15 protein-coding genes and 1 pseudogene are annotated in these 20,017 nt (G+C 42.4%); 10 read left to right on the forward strand and 6 right to left on the reverse strand.

Going from position 1 to position 20,017, the window contains the following annotated elements; all coding sequences use genetic code 11:
* The first annotated feature begins 40 nt into the window (after nucleotides 1-40).
* The 4 genes and pseudogenes from AC13FX_RS09445 to AC13FX_RS09460 all read left to right on the forward strand — a co-directional run bounded on the left by AC13FX_RS09445 (nucleotide 41) and on the right by AC13FX_RS09460 (nucleotide 3,234).
* A complete protein-coding gene (locus AC13FX_RS09445; protein WP_234573542.1) occupies nucleotides 41-370 on the forward strand; it encodes a P-II family nitrogen regulator in 330 nt (109 codons plus the stop codon).
* Nucleotides 371-431: 61 nt separating this feature from the next.
* Entirely contained in the window at nucleotides 432-1,226 is a 795-nt protein-coding gene (locus tag AC13FX_RS09450; RefSeq protein WP_482880308.1) for a cation efflux transmembrane domain-containing protein, read from the forward strand.
* Nucleotides 1,227-1,340: 114 nt separating this feature from the next.
* Nucleotides 1,341-2,319, forward strand: a pseudogene (locus AC13FX_RS09455) (arsenic resistance protein).
* A gap of 36 nt (nucleotides 2,320-2,355) precedes the next feature.
* Complete coding sequence (locus AC13FX_RS09460; RefSeq protein ID WP_020403975.1) at nucleotides 2,356-3,234, forward strand: cation diffusion facilitator family transporter; 879 nt, start codon at nucleotides 2,356-2,358, stop codon at nucleotides 3,232-3,234.
* Between the two features lie 19 nt (nucleotides 3,235-3,253).
* Here the strand turns inward: AC13FX_RS09460 and merA are convergent, their stop codons facing one another.
* Genes merA through AC13FX_RS09475 form a run of 3 tightly spaced genes read right to left on the reverse strand, consistent with a single transcriptional unit; the run spans nucleotide 3,254 to nucleotide 5,899 of the window.
* Nucleotides 3,254-4,954 (reverse strand): mercury(II) reductase, encoded by a 1,701-nt coding sequence (gene merA, locus AC13FX_RS09465; protein ID WP_482880309.1) that lies wholly within the window; start codon nucleotides 4,952-4,954, stop codon nucleotides 3,254-3,256.
* Nucleotides 4,896-5,522, reverse strand: coding sequence for a mercuric transport protein MerTP (gene merTP, locus AC13FX_RS09470; protein WP_198597274.1), 627 nt, complete (start codon nucleotides 5,520-5,522; stop codon nucleotides 4,896-4,898). Before merTP ends, merA begins: the two co-directional genes overlap by 59 nt.
* Nucleotides 5,519-5,899, reverse strand: a complete 381-nt coding sequence (locus AC13FX_RS09475; RefSeq protein WP_020403978.1) for an ArsR/SmtB family transcription factor — start codon at nucleotides 5,897-5,899, stop codon at nucleotides 5,519-5,521. Before AC13FX_RS09475 ends, merTP begins: the two co-directional genes overlap by 4 nt.
* 272 nt (nucleotides 5,900-6,171) lie before the next feature.
* Here AC13FX_RS09475 and AC13FX_RS09480 point away from each other — a divergent pair, with 272 nt between their 5' ends.
* On the forward strand, nucleotides 6,172-9,363 hold the full coding sequence (locus AC13FX_RS09480; protein ID WP_482880310.1) for a type ISP restriction/modification enzyme: 3,192 nt from the start codon (nucleotides 6,172-6,174) through the stop codon (nucleotides 9,361-9,363).
* 710 nt (nucleotides 9,364-10,073) lie between these two features.
* Here the strand turns inward: AC13FX_RS09480 and AC13FX_RS09485 are convergent.
* A complete protein-coding gene (locus AC13FX_RS09485; RefSeq protein ID WP_482880311.1) occupies nucleotides 10,074-11,342 on the reverse strand; it encodes a tyrosine-type recombinase/integrase in 1,269 nt (422 codons plus the stop codon).
* A gap of 384 nt (nucleotides 11,343-11,726) precedes the next feature.
* On the opposite strand from AC13FX_RS09485, the gene AC13FX_RS09490 reads away from it, so the two are divergent.
* Together AC13FX_RS09490 and AC13FX_RS09495 are read left to right on the forward strand one after the other, a co-directional pair.
* Nucleotides 11,727-12,728, forward strand: coding sequence for a potassium channel beta subunit family protein (locus AC13FX_RS09490; protein ID WP_482880312.1), 1,002 nt, complete (start codon nucleotides 11,727-11,729; stop codon nucleotides 12,726-12,728).
* 6 nt (nucleotides 12,729-12,734) lie between these two features.
* Nucleotides 12,735-13,178, forward strand: coding sequence for a nucleoside deaminase (locus tag AC13FX_RS09495; protein WP_482880313.1), 444 nt, complete (start codon nucleotides 12,735-12,737; stop codon nucleotides 13,176-13,178).
* 675 nt (nucleotides 13,179-13,853) lie between these two features.
* Here AC13FX_RS09495 and AC13FX_RS09500 read toward each other — a convergent pair.
* Both AC13FX_RS09500 and AC13FX_RS09505 read right to left on the reverse strand, forming a co-directional pair.
* On the reverse strand, nucleotides 13,854-15,980 hold the full coding sequence (locus tag AC13FX_RS09500) for a cellulase family glycosylhydrolase (protein WP_482880314.1): 2,127 nt from the start codon (nucleotides 15,978-15,980) through the stop codon (nucleotides 13,854-13,856).
* Nucleotides 15,981-16,534: 554 nt separating this feature from the next.
* Nucleotides 16,535-16,894, reverse strand: a complete 360-nt coding sequence (locus tag AC13FX_RS09505) for a DUF3127 domain-containing protein (protein ID WP_482880315.1) — start codon at nucleotides 16,892-16,894, stop codon at nucleotides 16,535-16,537.
* A 326-nt stretch (nucleotides 16,895-17,220) separates the two neighbouring features.
* On the opposite strand from AC13FX_RS09505, the gene hemA reads away from it, so the two are divergent.
* The 3 genes from hemA to AC13FX_RS09520 are packed head-to-tail and all read left to right on the forward strand — an operon-like array spanning nucleotide 17,221 to nucleotide 19,998.
* Entirely contained in the window at nucleotides 17,221-18,402 is a 1,182-nt protein-coding gene (gene hemA / locus AC13FX_RS09510) for a glutamyl-tRNA reductase (protein ID WP_482880316.1), read from the forward strand.
* Nucleotides 18,392-19,294, forward strand: a complete 903-nt coding sequence (gene hemC / locus AC13FX_RS09515; protein WP_482880317.1) for a hydroxymethylbilane synthase — start codon at nucleotides 18,392-18,394, stop codon at nucleotides 19,292-19,294. The genes hemA and hemC overlap by 11 nt, the downstream gene beginning before the upstream one ends.
* Entirely contained in the window at nucleotides 19,294-19,998 is a 705-nt protein-coding gene (locus tag AC13FX_RS09520) for a uroporphyrinogen-III synthase (RefSeq protein WP_482880318.1), read from the forward strand. Before hemC ends, AC13FX_RS09520 begins: the two co-directional genes overlap by 1 nt.
* Nucleotides 19,999-20,017 lie beyond the last annotated feature (19 nt).

Raw genomic sequence — 20,017 nt, forward strand, 5'->3', positions numbered from 1 at the left:
TTTATGGCTTTGCCGGGGTTAATGCATAACACATAATATTATGAAAGAAATAAAAGCCTTTATAAAACCAAACAGAGTAGAAAATGTAGTTGCAGCACTCCAAGAAGCAGGACATGAAAGTGTTACGCTTTCCAAAGGAGAAGGTACCGGAGCATACAAACAGAAAGATGCGTCCCCATCGCTGGATTTTCACTTTACGGACAGTCCAGTCGTAAAATTAGAGCTGGTATGTCAATGCAAAGAATCCGATAACGTTGTTCAACTTATCTGCGCCAATGCCAAAACACCGGAACGCGGTGACGGCATCATTTACGTTACAGATATTCAAAAAGCGTTTAGGATTAAAACCTGTGAGCCTTTTGAGGGGTAAGGAACAGGTGATTCTTTGTCACAGTTAAGTTGAAGATGAAAATAATCCCATATATTCAACCATGAAAAAATCCACATTTAATATTCCACAAATGGACTGCTCAGCCGAAGAGCAAATGATTCGAATGAGGTTGGAAGAGTTTGAAGATATTAAATCTCTAAACTTTGATATCCCGAATCGTACATTAGAAGTGTATCACGAAAATAGGCTTAATGAGATTGAGAAAGCCCTTGACTCCCTGAGTTTGGGTTCTAAATTGAATTCAACAAAAGAGGCTCAAATGTCGCCTTTCGCTTCTGATGAGCAGCAACAAAAGAACATTCTATGGTGGGTTTTAGGGATCAACTTTCTCTTCTTTATCATTGAAATGACAGCCGGATGGATTATCAATTCTATGGGGCTGATTGCAGACTCACTAGATATGCTGGCAGATTCATCCGTATATGCGCTCAGCCTTTTTGCTGTTGGAGCAGCGGTAGCAAGAAAAAAGAAAGTAGCAAAAATTAGCGGCTATCTTCAGATGGGTCTGGCATCACTGGGATTTCTTGAAGTACTGCGGAGGTTTCTTGGAGTGGGTGAAATGCCCGACTTTCATTGGATGATCATTATTGCTTCAACGGCTCTTGTTGCAAATGTTTTTACCTTATGGCTTATCAATAAAGCGAAAAGCAAAGAAGCACACATGCAGGCAAGCACAATTTTTACCTCCAATGATATTATTGTAAATGGTGGTGTAATTTTGGCCGGAATTCTTGTTTATGTATTGAATAGCAGATGGCCGGATCTGCTCATCGGAGCTATTGTGTTTAGTTTTGTCATGAGAGGAGCAGTAAGAATTTTGAAACTCTCGAAATAAAAGATTATGAGACTAAATTAACGACAAAAGACGATGAAAAACCATCTTTTATCTTTTCGATCAATTTCGGCGTTCTCACGACAGGACTTCTGGAAATGAGCGGAGTATATTAGTATGAATTCGATTAACAGATATCAGTCACTTATTATAGCGCTGGCAGTCATTGCAGGTTTGCTGGCTGGGCAGGTGGAAACAGTGGCATCGGTTGCCGGATATGTGATCGTCCCTTTTTTAATGCTCATGCTATTTGGGCTATTTCTTAACATCCCGATCAACGATCTGCTGAAGAGCTTTTCCAATTTAAAATTCTTTTCAGCAAACCTGGCCATCAATTTTCTCTGGACACCCTTTTTTGCCTGGGTACTGGGCTACCTGTTTCTTCAGGATCACCTAAGCCTTTGGATAGGTTTTGTCATGTTGATGATAACCCCCCTGTACGGATTGGTACCTGATTTTTACCGGTATTGCAAAAGGAAATACGACGCTTAGTGCCTCTGTGCTTCCTCTGAACCTGATTTTACAGGTGATTTTATTACCCGTGTTTTTACTACTCTTTTTTGGTGCATCCGGTTCGGTGAACCCGGCATTTCTGTTTGAAAGTATCGGCCTTGTGTTGATCGTACCCTTTGTTGCAGCGCAAGTCACAAAATATCTGCTCCACAGGTTCAAGCAATCCGTATTTCTTGAAACCAAGCTGCTGCCTTTTTTTTAGCTATCTCAGGTACTATTTCTTGGGTTAGCGATCATGGCTATGTTTGCATCTCAGGGTGATTACCTTCTTCAAAACATCAAAACTGTTCTTATTCTGCTGATCCCCCTAATGATATTTTTCGCCATAAATTTCCTGGTGAGTCGCTTTACAAGTTATCTGCTCCATTTTGATTATGAAGATTCGGTCAGCTTAAACCTTACCACACTTGCAAGAAATTCACCCATTGCATTGGCGATAGCTCTTACAGCTTTTCCCGACAGTCCCCTGGTAGCACTGGCTTTAATCGTTGGGCCTTTGATAGAATTACCGGTGCTGGCTTTGATATCTCAATTATTACTGAAAATCAGAGATAGCAGAGTTTCGGAAATCACAAAATCATGAAAAATTCTTATTGACAAAAAATAAACCCCAACCAACATGTCACACGATCATTCACACGAACACGAGCATGGAAACATCAAACTCGCCTTTTTTCTCAATTTTGGATTCACCATTCTTGAATTTTTTGGAGGTATGTATGTAAACAGTGTGGCCATTATCTCCGATGCCCTGCACGATTTGGGAGATAGTCTATCCTTAGGACTCTCCTGGTTTTTGGATCATAAATCTAAAGAAGGAGCAAATTCATCCTTCACCTTTGGTTATACCCGGTTCTCGCTGCTTGGTGCTTTGATTAACAGCTTGGTACTGATCGCTGGATCTGTCTTTGTGATCAATGAAGCGGTTGCCAGAATTTTATCGCCGGAACATACCGATGCTCAGGGAATGCTTCTTTTTGCCATCGTGGGGGTGGCAGTGAATGGGTACGCTGCATGGAAGGTGAGTCATGGCAAAACCCTTAATGAACGAGTTATTTCCTGGCACCTGTTGGAAGATGTATTGGGTTGGGCCGCCGTTCTTGTAGTGTCTATTGTATTACTTTTCAAAGACATTCATTATTTAGATCCTGCACTGTCTCTCTTTATTACTGCCTATGTACTTTGGAATGTGGTAAAACGATTGAAGGAAACCCTACACATTTTCTTACAGGGAACTCCGGATGATATAAGCATTGATGAACTGCGAGAAAAATTCCTCGAGCAAGATATAGTGGCCGATACCAATCACCTGCACTTATGGTCGCTGGATGGAGAAAAGCATGTGTTTACTGCTCACCTCATTCTTAAAAATGTAGAAAGCTATTCAGACATTCTGGAAGCCAAAAAGAAAATTCGTGATATTCTTAAACCTTACAACTTCAGCCACAGCACGATTGAAGTGGAGCTGGATGAGGGAACTTCATCTTTGATTGAGTGAAACGGTTATTGATACTCTTTTAAACCGCACAGCAGCTCAATTTCTTCACGTCTTTGTCGAAAGTGAGAGCCGCAAGTTTAATTCCTTCAGAAAGGGTCAGATAGGGATGAAATTCTGACTTGAGCGACTGAATGGTTACCCCATGCCTCATAGCCAGAGCCAGTTCCATCAATAGTTCCGAGCCCTCCGGTGCCAAAATGCGAGCTCCAATCAAGTGGTCATTATCTTTGTTTCGGATTAACTTGATAAAACCACGTGTATCTCTCGCAGCAATGGATCGGGGTACATTATCCAGCGTAAGTTTAGTTGCTTGATAGTTAAGTCCCGCTTCTTCCGCTTGCTGTTCGTCCATACCCACTCCGGCCACCTGTGGATCAGTGAAAATAACCCATGGTAAGACTGAAAAATCGGCTTTTCCATGACTATCTCTCATCGCATTTTCAGCAGCGATTTTTCCTTCATAAGCAGCCGTATATACAAACTGCCGTTCGCCAAGTACATCGCCGGCGGCAAAGATGTTGGATGTATTGGTTCGCATGGTTTCATCCACTGGAATATAGCCGCGACCTTCGGTGTCAATCCCTGCGGATTCAAGATTCAGGTTCCCTGTATTTCCCTGCCTGCCGGTAGCGACCAATATCTGATCAGCTTCAAGTTTTTTTTCCTCTCCATTTACCGTAAAACGGATGCTTCTATTTTTATCTGTTTTCGTTACTTCCAGAATGTCTGTATTCGTCAAAATGGTTAATCCTTCCTCTTCCAAATATCCCGTTAAGGCTGTTGCAAGCTCTTTGGGTTGATCACTTAATACATGTTCTGATCGCTGTAATACAGTCACCTTGCTTCCAAGCCGACTAAAGAGTTGAGCATTTTCAAGAGCAATATATCCGCCGCCAAGTATGACGAGCTCTTCCGGAAGTTCCTCAAGTTCATAGGCCGACTCATTGGTCAGATATCCCGCTCCTTTCAGTCCTGGTATTTCAGGAATAAACGGGGAAGCTCCTGTGGCAATCAAAATGTTTTCGGCGGTATAGGTTGAATTATTTACCTGAACCTGATTTGTTTGAATTAACTTTCCGTACCCCTCAATAAGGGTGATGCTTGGATCATCCTTTATCACATTCACATATTTTTCCTGGCGAAGATCACGAACCATCTCCCGTTTTTGCTCAATCACTTTTTTGAAATCACTAATGGTTGCCGTGGTTTCAATCCCTTCAAATCTCGGATGGGAAGCATTGTGAAAGGCTTCTGCTGTTCGGATCAGTGTTTTGGAAGGCACGCACCCCACATTTACACAGGTTCCACCGGTTGGCAGACCTTTATTGATAATCAGTGCGGTTCCTCCCAATTCACTGGTTCGGATAGCCGCAGCAAAAGCAGCCGAACCGCCCCCGATAATAATCAACGAGTAACGGTGTTCACCAGACTGCTCTTTTCCGGTTTCGCCAACTACCTGATACTTACCCGTCTCATTTACGGCTTCAATCACTGAAGCTTTATCAAGGGTGGATTCATCAAATGATACCGTAGCCGTTCCGTTGGGGTAGCTTACATCCGCCTTCTGTATTCCGTTTAGTTTGGATAGATTATTTTCAATAGACACGGCGCAATGATCACACGTCATGCCCGCTATGTCCAGTTCCAGTTCTTTCATCCTATTATTCGTTTTCTTGCTCTTGTTGAAGGTTGGCTGTAAATCCGGTCTTATTGATCGCATCCTGAAGTTCTTTTTCCGTGAGCTTCGTTTTCAAATACGAAATAGTAGCCGTTCCGCTGTCGTAGGATACCTCGGACTCAACAATTCCATCCAGTTTACCCAACTCATTTTTTACACTGGCTTCACACCCAGCGCAGGTCATGCCCTCCACATTAAAGGTTACATGTTCTACATCTGCCTCGGAAACATATTGTACTTGAGTGGGTTGAGCGTCAGAGAAAAACCAATGAGAGTAGTTTGGAAAAGCCAACAAAAGTGCCGCCACTACGGTTACGATGCCAAGAAACGATTTAGACTGGGTGAAACGGGCTTCTTCAGGATCACATTCACAGTCGATCTCTTTTGAGGGCTTCAGTTTTTGGTACCATGCAAACCCAAGTAAAAGAACAGTCAACCCAATTAAATAAGGTCGAAATGGGTCCATGAATGAAAACGTAGAGGCGATACCACTTGTGCCTGCCAGAATAGCCAGCACCGGAGTGATGCAGCAAAGGGAGGCGATAAATGCAACTCCGAGTCCCGCACCCAGCCATTTGGTATCAGAATTATTTTTCTGTTGCTTGTTCATGCGGCTAATACCTCCATAATGGTATTGTTTTCAATTTGGTTGAAAAGTGGTTTCAAAAGATCGTCATAAGGTTTTTGCAGGGAATAGAAAATGAGCTTTCCCTCTCTTCTTGAATCTAAAAGTCCGGCGTCTTTCAATTTTCGCAGGTGTTGTGATACCGCCGGTACGGTCATATCTAAAATATCGCTCAAATCGCACGGGCATAAATCTTTCTCCGTGCTCAACAAGAACAGGATTTTCAGGCGTACATCATTTCCGGCCAGTTTCAATATGTCGGATAGTTTTAAGATGGATGATTCTACCGCATGGATAGAATCAATGCAGCGGTTGATCTGGTTCAGATCGGCTACATCTCGAATACAGGATTGTTTGCTCATAGGAATTATTATTTAAGTGATTGCTTAAATATATAGTCAATGAAACGTTTAAGCAAATGATTAAATGAGGAAGTAAGTTAGGTACATACCCGTGTCTAAGGGCGGTTACTTATAAAAAAATTCGGAATTATTGAGTGAGATTATAGTATCCAAAGGCGTGATCATATATTGAATAAAGGAAACGTTGTTTATAGCCATCATTGGCAGGAAGAAATTACATTGTCTTTGAGCACTGATTTTGTTAGCCTAAGCGCCAACCAAATTGTTTATCTATGACCATTCAGGAATACGTTGATCAGTTAAATCTAAGATATAAATCAGGCATTTCGAGGGAACACAGTTATCGGGGCGATTTGCAAACGTTGCTTGGGGAGCTGTTGCCGGATCTGCTTATAACCAATGAACCCTCACGAACAGATGTTGGAGCCCCCGACTATATCCTTACTAAAGGCAAAATTCCCGTTGGATACATTGAAGCCAAAGATATAGGCGATCCGGATCTTGAGGGTATGAAGAGGAATAAGGAGCAGTTTGAACGCTACAAAACCGGTCTTCCTAATCTGATCTTTACTGATTATCTCAATTTCCGTGTATATCGGGATGGAGAATTCCTGACATCCGTTGCTATTGCTGAAATCAAAGACGGTAGCATCGTTGGGTTGACTGAGAACTACAACGAGTTTGAAAACATCATCAAAGATTTTGGGACACATGTGGGGCAAACCATCCGCAGTGCCAATAAGCTGTCGAAGATGATGGCCGGTAAAGCCCGAATCCTCGCTGATGTTATTGAAAAAGCCCTGAATGCCGATGAACAAAAGCAGAAAAACAAAGTAAACGAGACGGCTAATAATACCCTGCGGGAACAACTTGCTGCATTTCAGAATGTGCTAATTCATGATATCAGCGCTAAGGAATTTGCAGATATCTATGCACAGACCATTGCTTACGGTATGTTTGCTGCTCGATTACACGATTCGACTTTAGATACCTTTGATCGACATGAGGCTGCTGCGCTTATTCCGAAAACCAATCCCTTTCTTCGTAAGCTTTTCCAATACATTGCTGGCTATGATCTGGATGATCGTATTGTATGGGTGGTAGATGGGTTAGCTGATATTTTCAGAGCTACTGATGTAGATGGTCTTCTCAAAAACTTTGGCAAGGCTACACAACAGCAAGACCCCATTATTCATTTTTATGAAACTTTCCTGGCTGAATATGATCCCAAGCTTCGAAAAAGCCGTGGAGTCTGGTACACACCGGAGCCGGTGGTAAACTTTATTGTCCGAGCGGTAGATGATATACTAAAAGACGAATTTGGCCTCAGAGACGGCTTGGCTGACACTTCCAAAACAAAAGTGAAGATAAAAGTGCCCACCCACGACAAACGTCACAAGGGTGGCATGGTGGAGGAGGAACGAGAAGTACATAAAGTACAGATTTTAGACCCGGCTGCTGGGACTGGAACATTCCTTGCTGAAGTGGTAAAGCAAATACATTCCAAGTTTGAAGGACAGCAAGGCATCTGGACTACCTACGTGGAAGAGCATCTTATTCCTCGCCTGAATGGATTTGAGATCTTAATGGCTAGTTATGCAATGGCACACCTAAAATTGGATTTACTGCTTCGAGAAACGGGTGTTGAGCCAAGTGGAAGTGAACGTTTCCGGGTTTATCTCACCAATTCTTTGGAAGAACACCATCCAGACACAGGAACCTTATTTGCCGGCTGGCTAAGTGAAGAAGCAAATGAAGCCAATCATATTAAGCGTGATACTCCAGTGATGGTAGTTTTGGGGAATCCGCCGTATTCGGTTAGTAGTACAAATAAAGGAAAGTGGATTGAGAAATTAATGAAGGATTATAAGCGCAACCTTAATGAAATAAATATTCAACCACTTTCAGATGACTATCTAAAATTTATAAGATTTGGACAGCATCTCATTGACAAGAATGGTGAAGGACTACTTGCTTACATATCAAACAATAGTTTTCTGGATGGACTGATACACAGAGAAATGAGGTCTACTTTAACGGACTCATTTGATAAGATTTACATTATTGATTTGCATGGGAATTCAAATCGCAAAGAAAAAGCTCCAGATGGAAGTAAAGACGTAAACGTTTTTGATATTCAGCAAGGCGTTTCAATAAACATTTTTATAAAAACTGGTGCTAAATTTAATGGGTCGATTAAACATTTAGATTTGTATGGGGACAGAAATAGAAAGTATGATTTATTAAGTAATACTCATCTAAAAGATATTGATTGGAATGAAATTGAGGTAAGAAGCCCTGAGAATTTTTTTATTCCAAGAGATTACAATTTACAAGAAGAATTCCACAAGGGATTTTCAATTGAATCATTATTCGTAAATAACTCAACTGGTATTACAACAGAGCGAGATGAAGTCTGCATACAGTTTTCAGATAATGAGATTAAAGAAGTAGTAAATGCATTAAAAAACCTTGACGAAGAATCTTTCAGAAATGAATACACTCCAAAAAAAGATGGAAGAGATTGGAAGGTCTCTTTTGCCAAAGATGACGTTCTTGAGAACAAAGGAGAATTTAAAGGACTACAATATCGCCCATTTGATTTTCGAAAAACCTATTACACAGGTAATAGCAAAGGCTTTATGGCATACCCGAGACATGAAACCAGTTCAAACATTATTAAAGAGAATGTAGCTTTAATATCGTCTCGTCAAACTAAAGAAGATTTTGGAATTCTTGTCACAAATAAATTGATAACACATAAGGTTTTAACTGCTTATGACAGAAGCTATTTATTTTCGTTGTATTCTTATCCTGATAACTCCACCCAACAAACCCTCGATGGTAAACCGGAACGCACGCCCAATTTAGACAAGAAGATCGTTCAGGAAATTTCGGAAAAGCTTGGACTGAATTTCACTCCGGAAAAAGAAGAAACCGAAGGCAGCATTGCTCCAATAGACCTGCTCGATTACATTTATGCGGTATTGTACTCTCCAAGCTACCGGGAGAAGTACAAAGAGTTTCTCAAGATCGACTTTCCAAGAGTACCTTACCCTGAAGATCCCGAGCTTTTCTGTCAACTCGTAGAACTTGGTGGAGAGCTGCGCCAAATTCACTTATTGGAGCATCCAGTTGTAGAAGAATTTATAACCACCTATCCCATTGCAGGAAGCAATGAAATATCCAACCGCCTTACAAAAACCGATCCCGGTTTTATACCGGAAGACGATGATGAAACCACCGGCAAAGTGTGGATCAACGAAGAGCAGTACTTTGGTAACGTGCCTACAAAAGCCTGGGAGTTCTACATTGGCGGCTACCAACCTGCTGAAAAGTGGCTCAAAGACCGTCGGGACCGTAAATTATCTATTGATGAAATTCGTCATTATCAAAAAATCATCGTCGCCCTTATGGAGACAGATAGGTTGATGCAGGAGATTGATGAAGTGTTGGAAGTTTAAAAGCTTTCCTGGAATTCTGCGGAGTTATATGAGTAAACTGGAATAAAACAGCATTTAATGCAGCTCGGTATTTAAAAAAAGACTCCCCAAAGGCGAAAATAGCTCAATTTTTTTAAACGAATCTCAAAAAGGCTCAATTAAACAGTAATTTATAAGTTTCAAATCACGAATTATTTCTAATATCCCTCACATCTTTCAAAGAAATTGACAGTAAGTATTAGTTAACGAAAGTTATTAGCCTAAATGTGGCCTAATTCAAGTGATTTGTTATAAGGAATCATTCAATAATGACTAGATACCGAAACCCGAATGTCTATTTCTTTCAAATAAATAAAGAAAAACCTATGCTAAGCTGCTAAACACTGCTAAGTTTTTTAAAAGATGGTCCGGTTTATATAAAAGAAGGGATATTGGTTTTAGCAAAGATTTAAAGAAAATGCTAAGAACTGCTAAAGTGTGCTAGAGATTTTAGCAGCTTTTAGCACCTGTTAGCAGACCTTAGCAGTTAGTTATTTGTAAATAAACGATGATTTAATGGGTGTTTTGATAGATTTTGGGTCAATCTTAGCAGTTTAGCAGAAAAAGCCCTGGATTTGTTTAAACTTTTTTGAATACTGACTATCCGAATCAATTTTTTCTAAAAACACTGGGGTTAACAGCTGATTATCTACTGTTTATTTCCATAAAAAGTAGGTAATCATAGCTATGAGTTAAGCAGAATAACTCGTTTCACTGAAGAAATAGTTGACTGTATCAATCTGAGTCGCTGGCTTCTTTTGCTCTTCCTTAGCTTCTTCAGCTTTTCGCTTTTCTATCTTATCCATTTTTCTTTTGAGGTTCTTTACCGAAAGGTGCGTGTACTTCTCGGTAACCTGCTGGCTGGAATGTCCGGCCATTAAGGAAGCCTCTGCAGTATGAAAACCATCCTCAATCCAGGTAGTGATGGCCTGATGTCTCATTCCGTGAAGGGTTCTGGTTGTAGGTACTCCGGCTAACTTCGCATAGCGCTTGAATTCGTAATACACCCGATCACCACGTACAGCTTTGCCTTTGGTTGGTCCTCCCTGATAGATAAATATGAAATCATCATTTTTTACAGAACCCCGAATTTTTAAATAATCTTCCAAATACCCACGAAGTTCTTTGCAAATTGGAATAAATCGCTCTTTTCTTCCTTTTGTCGGGCCCAGATAGATAAAGGTGAGTTCATCATCTACATATTCAAGATTTTGCCCTTTTAGTCCCGAGTATTGTAATTCAGGTGTATGACCAACTTCATGTTTACGCAATCCGGCATAGTAATAAAGAGCCAGAATAGGCTTAAACCAGTGCTGAACTTTTCTGGGGTCAAATTCCGGAAGTTTCTTTTTTCGCTCTAGTTCTTTGTCAAATTTTTCAAAAACCGACATGAGTTCTTCTTCAGAAATCATTTTTGGTCGAATACTGGATCGGACTTTGGGTAATTCTTCCCTTATCTGATCGATCAGATCTTTAGTCACAATCTTCCGTTTTTTTAAATAATACCACCAGGTTTTTAGATGTTTGAAATAAAATCCCATAGTGGCTGTTTTAATCTCTTTTCTGAGAATGACCCTTTCAAAATGCTTGAGGTGTATCCTGCGTGGATCAATTTTTTCAAGATCATTTAATTCCACAAAATATTCTAAAACTCTTTTATATGCAGCAATAGTCGCAGGTGATAAATGTTTCTTGGATTCATAAAACATATCTATCGCCTCACGAACCGTTCGGCAGTTGTAGGGATTCTCTACTTCCTTTAAAGCTGCAATTGGGTCAAAGCTGGGATGGAAAGGATCAATTTTGCCGAGACTCTCCAGGCGCTCCAGCTTAGAGATCATCTTGAGTGCTACATCCTTATGCCGGGTTTTAAGCGATTTAGTAATGGTTTGAGAAACGCCTTTTACGGAACTATGATATCGGACATAGTAATAGCGGTTTCGTTTCTTGAGATATGCCATGATAAGTCTCCAAAAATGTACCCCAAAACGAACCAAAATTGTGGGAATGGAAGGGAATAAAAGTGTTCCTTTTCGTTCCTTTTTGTTCGCTTACTAACTGTAAGAAAAGGGGCTTTTTTTTAACTTAAGAGGCACATTTTGGCGTTTTCAGTACTTTAAAAACACACAAGATAAGCTTCGTACTTTCCGCCTTATGAGTCGACTGCTCTAACCAACTGAGCTACGGGCCCTGATCTTTGTATCTCACACTAGTGAGGCGCCAAAGATAAAAATCTTATCCTTCAGATTCGAATATTATTAATCCAAAAGTTTAAGAACGTATTAAATTTTCCATTTGTTTACCTTGAGTGAAAGAAAAACTCAATCTTAAATCACGTCAAGACAATGGAATACAGATTTTTAGGACGATCCGGACTTAAAGTTTCAGCACTCTCTTTTGGGTCATGGGTCACCTTCGGAGAGCAGGTGGATACCGACCTGGCTTATAACCAGATGAAAACGGCGTACGATGCCGGGGTAAACTTTTTTGATAACGCCGAGGCCTATGAAGCCGGTAAGTCAGAAACGATCATGGGAGAGGTGATCCAAAAGGCCGGATGGAAACGATCGGACCTGGTTCTTTCAACCAAGATCTTCTGGGGCGGAGAAGGCCCGAATGATCGGGGACTTTCATTCAAGCACATCAAAGAGGGTACCGAAGCGGCTCTGCAAAGAATGCAAACCGATTATGTGGACCTGATCTTTTGCCACCGTCCGGATATCCATACCCCGATCGAGGAAACGGTGTGGGCCATGAATCAGGTGATCAATGAAGGGAAGGCTCTGTATTGGGGAACCAGTGAGTGGAGTGCTGATCAGATCCGTAAGGCCTATGATTTTGCCAAAGAAAACCATCTGCGACCGCCGCTGATGGAGCAGCCGGAGTACAATATGTTCCGCAGGGACAAGGTAGAAAAAGAATTCAGCGCCCTGTATGAAGATATTGGATTGGGTACGACGATCTGGAGTCCCCTGGCCAGTGGATTGCTCACCGGAAAGTACAATGATGGTATTCCTGAAGGATCCCGACTGGATCTGGAAAAATACAGCTGGTTGCGCAAGCAATTGCTTGAGACCGAAGAAGGAAAAGAGAAATTACGCAAGGTTGAGAAGCTGGCTAAAGTTTCTGATGACCTTGGGGTTCCCATGCCACAGCTCGCTCTGATCTGGTGCCTGAAGAATCCGAATGTAAGCACGGTGATCACCGGAGCTTCCAATGTGAAGCAGGTAGAGCAGAACATGAAGGCCATGGACCTGGTCGATAAGGTAGATGATGCGGCCATGGAAAGGATCGAAGAGATCCTGGATAACAAACCCGGTTCAGAAATGGACTGGCGGAGAGCTTAAGGTTTCATGACTGTACATAATGGGATCCTGCGCGAATGCTTTGAGCTTGCCGGGCAGGCAAAGAGGCGTGGTGATGGTCCGTTCGGCTCTGTCATTTTAGATGGAGAGGGTAAGACCATTGCCCGGGCCGGAAACACCACAGGTTCTGATGGCACGGTGGTTCACCATGCCGAGATCAATGCCATTAAACAGGCAGAGGTCGTTCGGGGTAAGGGAAGTCTTTCCGGGTGTGTCTTATACACCAGTGCGGAGCCGTGCCCGATGTGTGCGGCCGCCATTGCCTGGTCAGGCATTGATACCGTGATCTTCAGCGTTTCCATTGAAGCCCTGACGGAAGCGGGAATGGATCAGATCGATCTGAAATGCTCTGAGGTGTTTGATAAAACGGGCAGGGAGATCGCCTTGCATGGCCCTGTGATGGAAAAGGAAGGATTGCGCGTGTTTTCTTGATCTGCATGGTGCAGATAACTTCTATATTAAAAGTCATTCAGAGCGGAGCGATGAACCTTGCCATTACTTGCTAAATGTCTTTTCTATATCTGTACTACAATTTATTTACATATTGTTTTTTCAAAATCACATACAGATATATCAATATGTAAGGTTCATTCCTTCTCTTCGTTTAATGCCTTAAACCTTCTTTACTTTTGGCTTGACCCAAAAGTAACAAAAGGTCAAGGCGGGCGAAAAAAGAGCTAAAGCTGACTTCATTCCGCTAAAAGAAATCAATGCTCCTTTGCCGGGCTTGCCTTCAATCTAAGTACCTTGCTGTATGATTTCTTTCTTCACGCTTCACTCCGTCACCTTCTTAACGCTCTTTTTTCTAAGGCCGGGTATAGTAATGAACTGGTTCTAAAGTAATCCAAAGTCTTATCAGTCATTCAGAGCGGAGCGAAGGATCTTGCCTATTTAAGGAATGGTGTATGCATTGACAAAGATCGTGGCTACTATTTACATATTAGGAAATGCATAATGAGGGATCATTATAAGCAAGGTTCTTCTCCGCCAGCCGGCGGATCTGAAAGACGAAACTGAAGTAGGGTGTGGAATCCTTTGACATAAAAAAAGCCGTAATGAAGATCATTACGGCTTTTCTAATTCAGCTATGTTTAAGTGATCAATTGATCAATCTAAAGCTTTCATGTTAGCGACATGCTGCTTGAACTTGTTATACAGGTCGGTGTCGGTTCTTCCGTCCGGGTAGCAGATGTTTCCGCCAAACTCCCAGCACTTGGTGCCGTCGGCAACAAGCTGCCATAACAGGTTACCGTCAAGAGCGATAGTTTCTGCATGCTCATAGAAGGCATTGTACATCTGGTCAACGCGTTCGTCGCCCCAGCCCGGATAACCATATTCACCGATGATGAATGGCTTACCTACATTTTCAGCGATCTTCTGGTGATCATTCAACCAGGCTCGTTGTCCGGTGAGGAATGATTCATCTATAGTAGAGCCGAATCCATATTCAGTTGGATACCAGTGAGCATTACCGAAGTCGATCTCAGGGATCTGGGTATTCATGATGTAGCTGGTTCCCTCATTTGCTCTCAGCGTGTAGGTATTGCTGTAGTCTTCTGAAGTATATTCGGAAGGTGTACCATCATCAAAGCCTTCTTCACCGGTTGATATCAGGTGATTTGGGTCAATGGATTTGATGTACTGGGCAATATCCTGATACCAGTCGCGAAGGATGGCAGGATCCTGGCCTCTGTTACGGCCTTCGTTGATGATCTGCCATGCCATGATAGCCGGCTCATTCTTATACGCCACACCGGTTACGGTATTCACACGGTTTAGCAGCATATTGATATAATCCTTGTACCATTTCTGAGTTTGCTCGTTGTTCATGAAAAACTCCATGTTGGTAGATGGATCAGAAGCACCGGCCCAGGTATTGTACTGGCAGATCCCGCCGAGTTCATCCCAGAAGTTCACAAATGGCATGATGAAGCGAACACCATGCTCCTTACCTTTGGCGATCACACGATCGAGGTCCTGAAGGGCTTCTTCGCTATACACGCCGGGAGAGGTCTGAATAACGTTTTCGCTGGCATCGTTTTGACTGTATCCACAATCATACCCGTCGTAAAAGGCCCACATACGAACCACATTCACGCCGGTATTTTGAAATAGATCCATGGCTCGGTCAACCACGCCAGAGTTGATCTTCTCATAGTTTGGAAGATAATAGGCGTTGGTTCCTGCATAACGGAATGGCTGGCCGTCGAGGACGAAATTACCATTCTCAACCTGAACAAAGTCAGTATTATTTACAGGGGGTTCCACAGTCTCAGTCTTAGTATTGAAGCTGAAGGTTGAAGAACTGGCTGAGGTTCCTGCCGAAGAAAGGGCAGTAACTTGCCAGAAATATTCTGTGTTGTAATTCAATCCTGAGGCATCATAGCTTTGGTTCTGAACCGTTGTGTTGATGGCAGGATCTGAAAGATCGGATTGCGTTGAGACCACAAGGGTATACTCTGCAATATCACCACTGCCGGTCCATTCAAATAATGGGTTTATAGAAATGCCTGTTGCGGCATCGGCCGGTGAATTCAGTACAACTGAGATCTCTTCCTGTGGTGTGCCTTCCTCAAGGGTAAAGGTACGGGCTTCTGAGGCACCACCGGTTCCGCTATTTAAAACGGGAATAACTCTCCATCCATAAGCATTGCCGGTTGGCAGTTCTTTAATATTAATGGATGAGGCAGAAACCAGGGAGTCAACTACAAGATCACTGAAACTGGTGTCATCAGAGACCTGAAAATTATAGGTATCTGTTTCTTGCAGATCTTCCCAACTAAAATCGATGTCTGGTTCCTCAAAAACAGCTCCATCTTCAGGAGAGAGGAGGCTGGTAGTTACTACTGATGTTTCAGAATCACCTGTAGTGAAAGACCAGGTCTCTGACCATTCAGAATTTGGACCTCGGTCAACCGGATAAACTCTCCAGAAATATTGTTCATTCGGTGAGAGTTCCGGGGTCATAACGGATGTGCCTTCAACAGTACTGTCGAGGACAACAGATGAGAAGTCAGTGTTGGTGGCTAATTCAATTAAGTATTCTTTAGCACCTTTGATCTTTTTCCACTTGAGTTCGAGTTCTAAAGATTGCTCACTTGCATTATTAAGGGGTGTCATTAATTCAACGACAGCGGGTTCTTCATCAGGAGCTTCAGAATTTACGTTATCACACTGGGTAAATGTGAACATGAGAAGCATGCCAATAAAGATATATTGGATATATTTTATCATATCGGGGTAATTAGGATGATAGTTGTTTTTTTTAGAAGTCGGCCTGCTTGACTAAAATTAGATCAGGCGACATTTTAGAGTGATCATTGTTATAGGATGATCTGTTTGTTTACAATCAAGACGGATCAGCGTCTTTGTTCTGATTGTTGGCTAACAGGTTTTGTTATTACTTAATAGAGTAGGAGATAGGGTAATTTGTTTCGTTAAAAATATTAAAGCGTGAAAAGCGATGGTTTGCTGTATTCATATTAATAGGAAAATCAGCCATTTATCGGACGCTTTTAAAAACATTAGAATTTTTACAGAAATGAGAAAGGCAGAATCGGCTTTTAAAACTATTCAAGCCATGATGCGGAGAAGTTTTATAAGGATCAAACAGTTAAGGATAAACCGTATTTAAAGTAAAAAATGCACGCAGTTCTCCGCTCAGGCACAAAAGTGAAGCATGTGTGAGTATAGCGAACCCAAAAGCGCTTAGTTCTGAGCTTTACAATATCGCTATGAAAGTGGAGAAAAGCCCCTGACGGAGGCTGATGAAGTAATAAGGTCTGTCCTTAGAAAGGGAGGTCGTCGTCCAGGTCCTGATTGCCATCCAGTGTCAATCCCGGTGCGCTTGGAGGAGGATCTGCAATTTCACCGCCACCGGCGCCTTGTTCGATCTTCCAGGCTTTAACATCGGTATACCAATTCCCTTTATATTCTCGGCTTTGTATATCGATAAAAGCGGTGATCTCATCACCCTCATTGACTTTATTCTGATCGATATTGTCGCCCCATTGTGTGATGCAAACCTGCTTAGGGTATTTTCCCTTCGTTTCAAGGATGAAATCACGTTTTCGCCACGGACCGTTTTTTCCCTGACCTGATTGTTGTTCTAATATTTTGGTGACTTTTCCTGAGAGCTGAAGATCCATTGAACTTGATTGGTAATAAATTTTTTCGAGTCTTAAATATAGGCAACATAGCATTGAACTTCGAGCGAACTTACCACCGTATTAATTTTACTTGGAGGTTAAAGGAAGTAAATCCGGGGGTGCTTATCCGGTCAATAAAGATTTGAGATCACTTTTGAATCACAAAAATTGTATTTTTGGATATTCATAAATGTGAATTCAAAAACAGGCTCTAAGCAGTCGTAAGCGCAGATATTTTCCGAATATGAAGAGTTTCTTCACATAATCTTCACATTCGGGGAATACTTTCCTGACTCATGTGCCGGAAAATTTTTAAGAAGTAATTTATGAGGTTTAGTGCAATAGGAATTTCTCACTGGAAAAGTGAGGTCTCTATTCGTGAATTATTTTATTTGGACAATCACCGAAGGGAACTCCTTGACTTTCATACCAAGGATATACCCGGTGGTATCTTCATGCTGGACACCTGTAACCGCACTGAACTCTATGCTTTTTGTGATCCTGAAGTACTGATCTCAGCACTTTGCAAATCAACGAATACCGACCGTGAATTTTTTGAGAAGCATGGGTATATCCATGTTCAGGATGCAGCCTACGATCATCTGTATGAAGTAGGAACGGGACTTGATTCACAGGTTCTTGGGGATGTGCAGATCATTCAGCAGGTGAAGCAGGCGTACAAAAAAGCCAAGAAAAAAGGACTTTCCGGAGAATTTCATCAATTGATACAATCGGTTTTCCGAGCACACAAACGGAGCCGTACTGAAACCGACTTTGGAAGAGGTACGGCCTCCGTTGGCTTCGCGGCCACTCAGCTTGCTTTGGATCATTTCAAAGATCTGAGTCAGATCCGCATCCTGCTTATCGGGGCCGGCAAAATGGGCAAGGTTTCAGCGAAGAATCTTATCTCAAACGGAGCTGAACACATTTCAGTAGTGAACCGAACCATCGACCGTGCCAAGCAGCTGGCTTCATCATTCGATATCAAAGCCCATGCCTTTTCTGATCTCGAAGAAGAGATCTCCAAAGCAGATCTGGTGATCACTGCAACGGGGGCTAAGAATCCCATTCTGCACCCTGAACATTTTGAAGGCATCGGCCACCCCCAGCTGGTGTTGGATCTGAGTGTTCCCCGAAACGTGGATCCGAAGGTCAATGAACTTGAAAATGTGACCCTGATCGATATGGATTCCATTCATGATGCCAATCAGAAGGCTATCGAAAAACGCGAGAAAGCTATTCCGGAGATACGTCAGATCATTGATGAGGAGAAAGGCGATTTCATGACCAGGGTAAAACGCTCACGGTACCTGCTTCCCCGCATCAAAGAGATCGAACACAGGTTAAGCGATATCACTGACTCAGAACTTGACCGCGTGAAGCATAAGATGGATGAGGACTCATATTCCCAGATGGAAGAAGTGACCCGGCGCATCAAGAAAAAGATCATGGCTATACACATCGACCGAATTGATAAGGAATTCGAGAAGGTGCGGGATGAAGCTTAAGATAGGTACCCGAAAAAGTACACTCGCCCTCTGGCAGGCAAAAAAGGTTTCTGAAGAACTTAAGGCTTTGAACTTCGATTCTGAACTGGTGGAAATTGAATCGTTCGGAGATAAGGTTCAGGATATTCCCCTGAATAAACTGGGCGACAAAGGGGTTTTCACTAAAGCTCTTGATGAAGCATTGCTTAAAGGAGAAATTGATGTAGCGGTTCACTCTCTTAAGGATGTTCCAACTATCCTGCCTGAAGGATTGTCACTGGTTGCCGTCCTGGAAAGAGGTAACCCCATGGATGTGCTGGTACGGCCGGTTCAACCCGAAGAAAATGCAGGTAAACAGAGAATACTGGCAACAGGTAGCATCCGGCGAAAAGCGTTCTGGTTGAACCGATTTCCGGAGGACAGGGTGACCGGTTTGAGAGGCAATGTACCCACCCGGTTAAAGAAAGTGGATTCCAATAACTGGTACGGGGCTGTTTTTGCAGCTGCAGGCCTGGAAAGGATCGGATTGGGTGATCGGATCACAGACGTGCTCGATTGGATGATCCCGGCACCCTCACAAGGTATTGTGGGTATTGTATGTAAGGAGGGCAGTGAGACTGAATCGATTCTCAAAATGATCGATCATGAGGAAAGTCATCTATGCGGGGCTATAGAACGGGCTTTTTTAAGAGAACTTGAAGCCGGTTGTTCGAGCCCTGTTGGAGCCCATGCAAGAGTTGAAGACGGTATTATTTCGTTCAGCGGAGCCGTATTGTCATTGGATGGTAGTGAAAGACTGGATATCGAAAGGACGGTCTCTGCTGAGAAAGCTGAAGCAAAACTTGGAAAAGATTGGGCGAAGATCCTTAAAAAGGAAGGTGCAGAGAGACTATTAGAGCAGCCGGGTAAATAATGAGTAAAAAACCGCGTATACTGTTTACTACTCAGCTTTCAGAAGAAAAAAGAACCCTGCTGGAAGATGGTCGGCTGCTTATTGAAAGCGAGCCGTTCATTACGTTTGAGTACCTGATGCCTTCACTTTGGATGGATAAAGTGCCTGAAAATACTGATGCATGGATATTCACGAGTAAGAAAGCCGTAAAGGCTGTTTCGCCGAAGATCGATGAACTGAATAAGCCGGATCATATTTTTGCTGTGGGTTCAAAAACAGCAGAAAAGCTCGAAGAACTGGGTTTGAAGGTAACTTATCCGGAAGATTTTAATGCTTTTGCCCTGGCACGCATGATGCAGGATCTGGACCTCAAAAATGTGGTTCATTTCTGTGGAAATCTGAAAGCCGCTGATCTTGGTAAGTTATTGGGCGATCAGATCGAATTAACATCCGTGGAAGTTTATCATACTATCCTGACACATCATAAAATGAGTGATCTGGAGGATTTTGACGCAGTCGTTTTTATGAGCCCAAGTGCGGTTGAATCCTTTAGTGAACAAAACTCGGTGTCTGACGATCAAAAGGTATTTTGTATTGGCCCCACTACAGAGGAGGCGGTCAAAGATGTTGGGATCCTGGAAAGCATCATCCCCGAGTATTCGACCGTTGAATCGCTGATGGAATCTATTTCCCAATTCTACAACCTTCGCAGGGGTAATTCATGAATTACCCCTGCGAAGGTTG

The sequence above is a fragment of the Gracilimonas sp. B-17 genome (assembly GCF_056857935.1).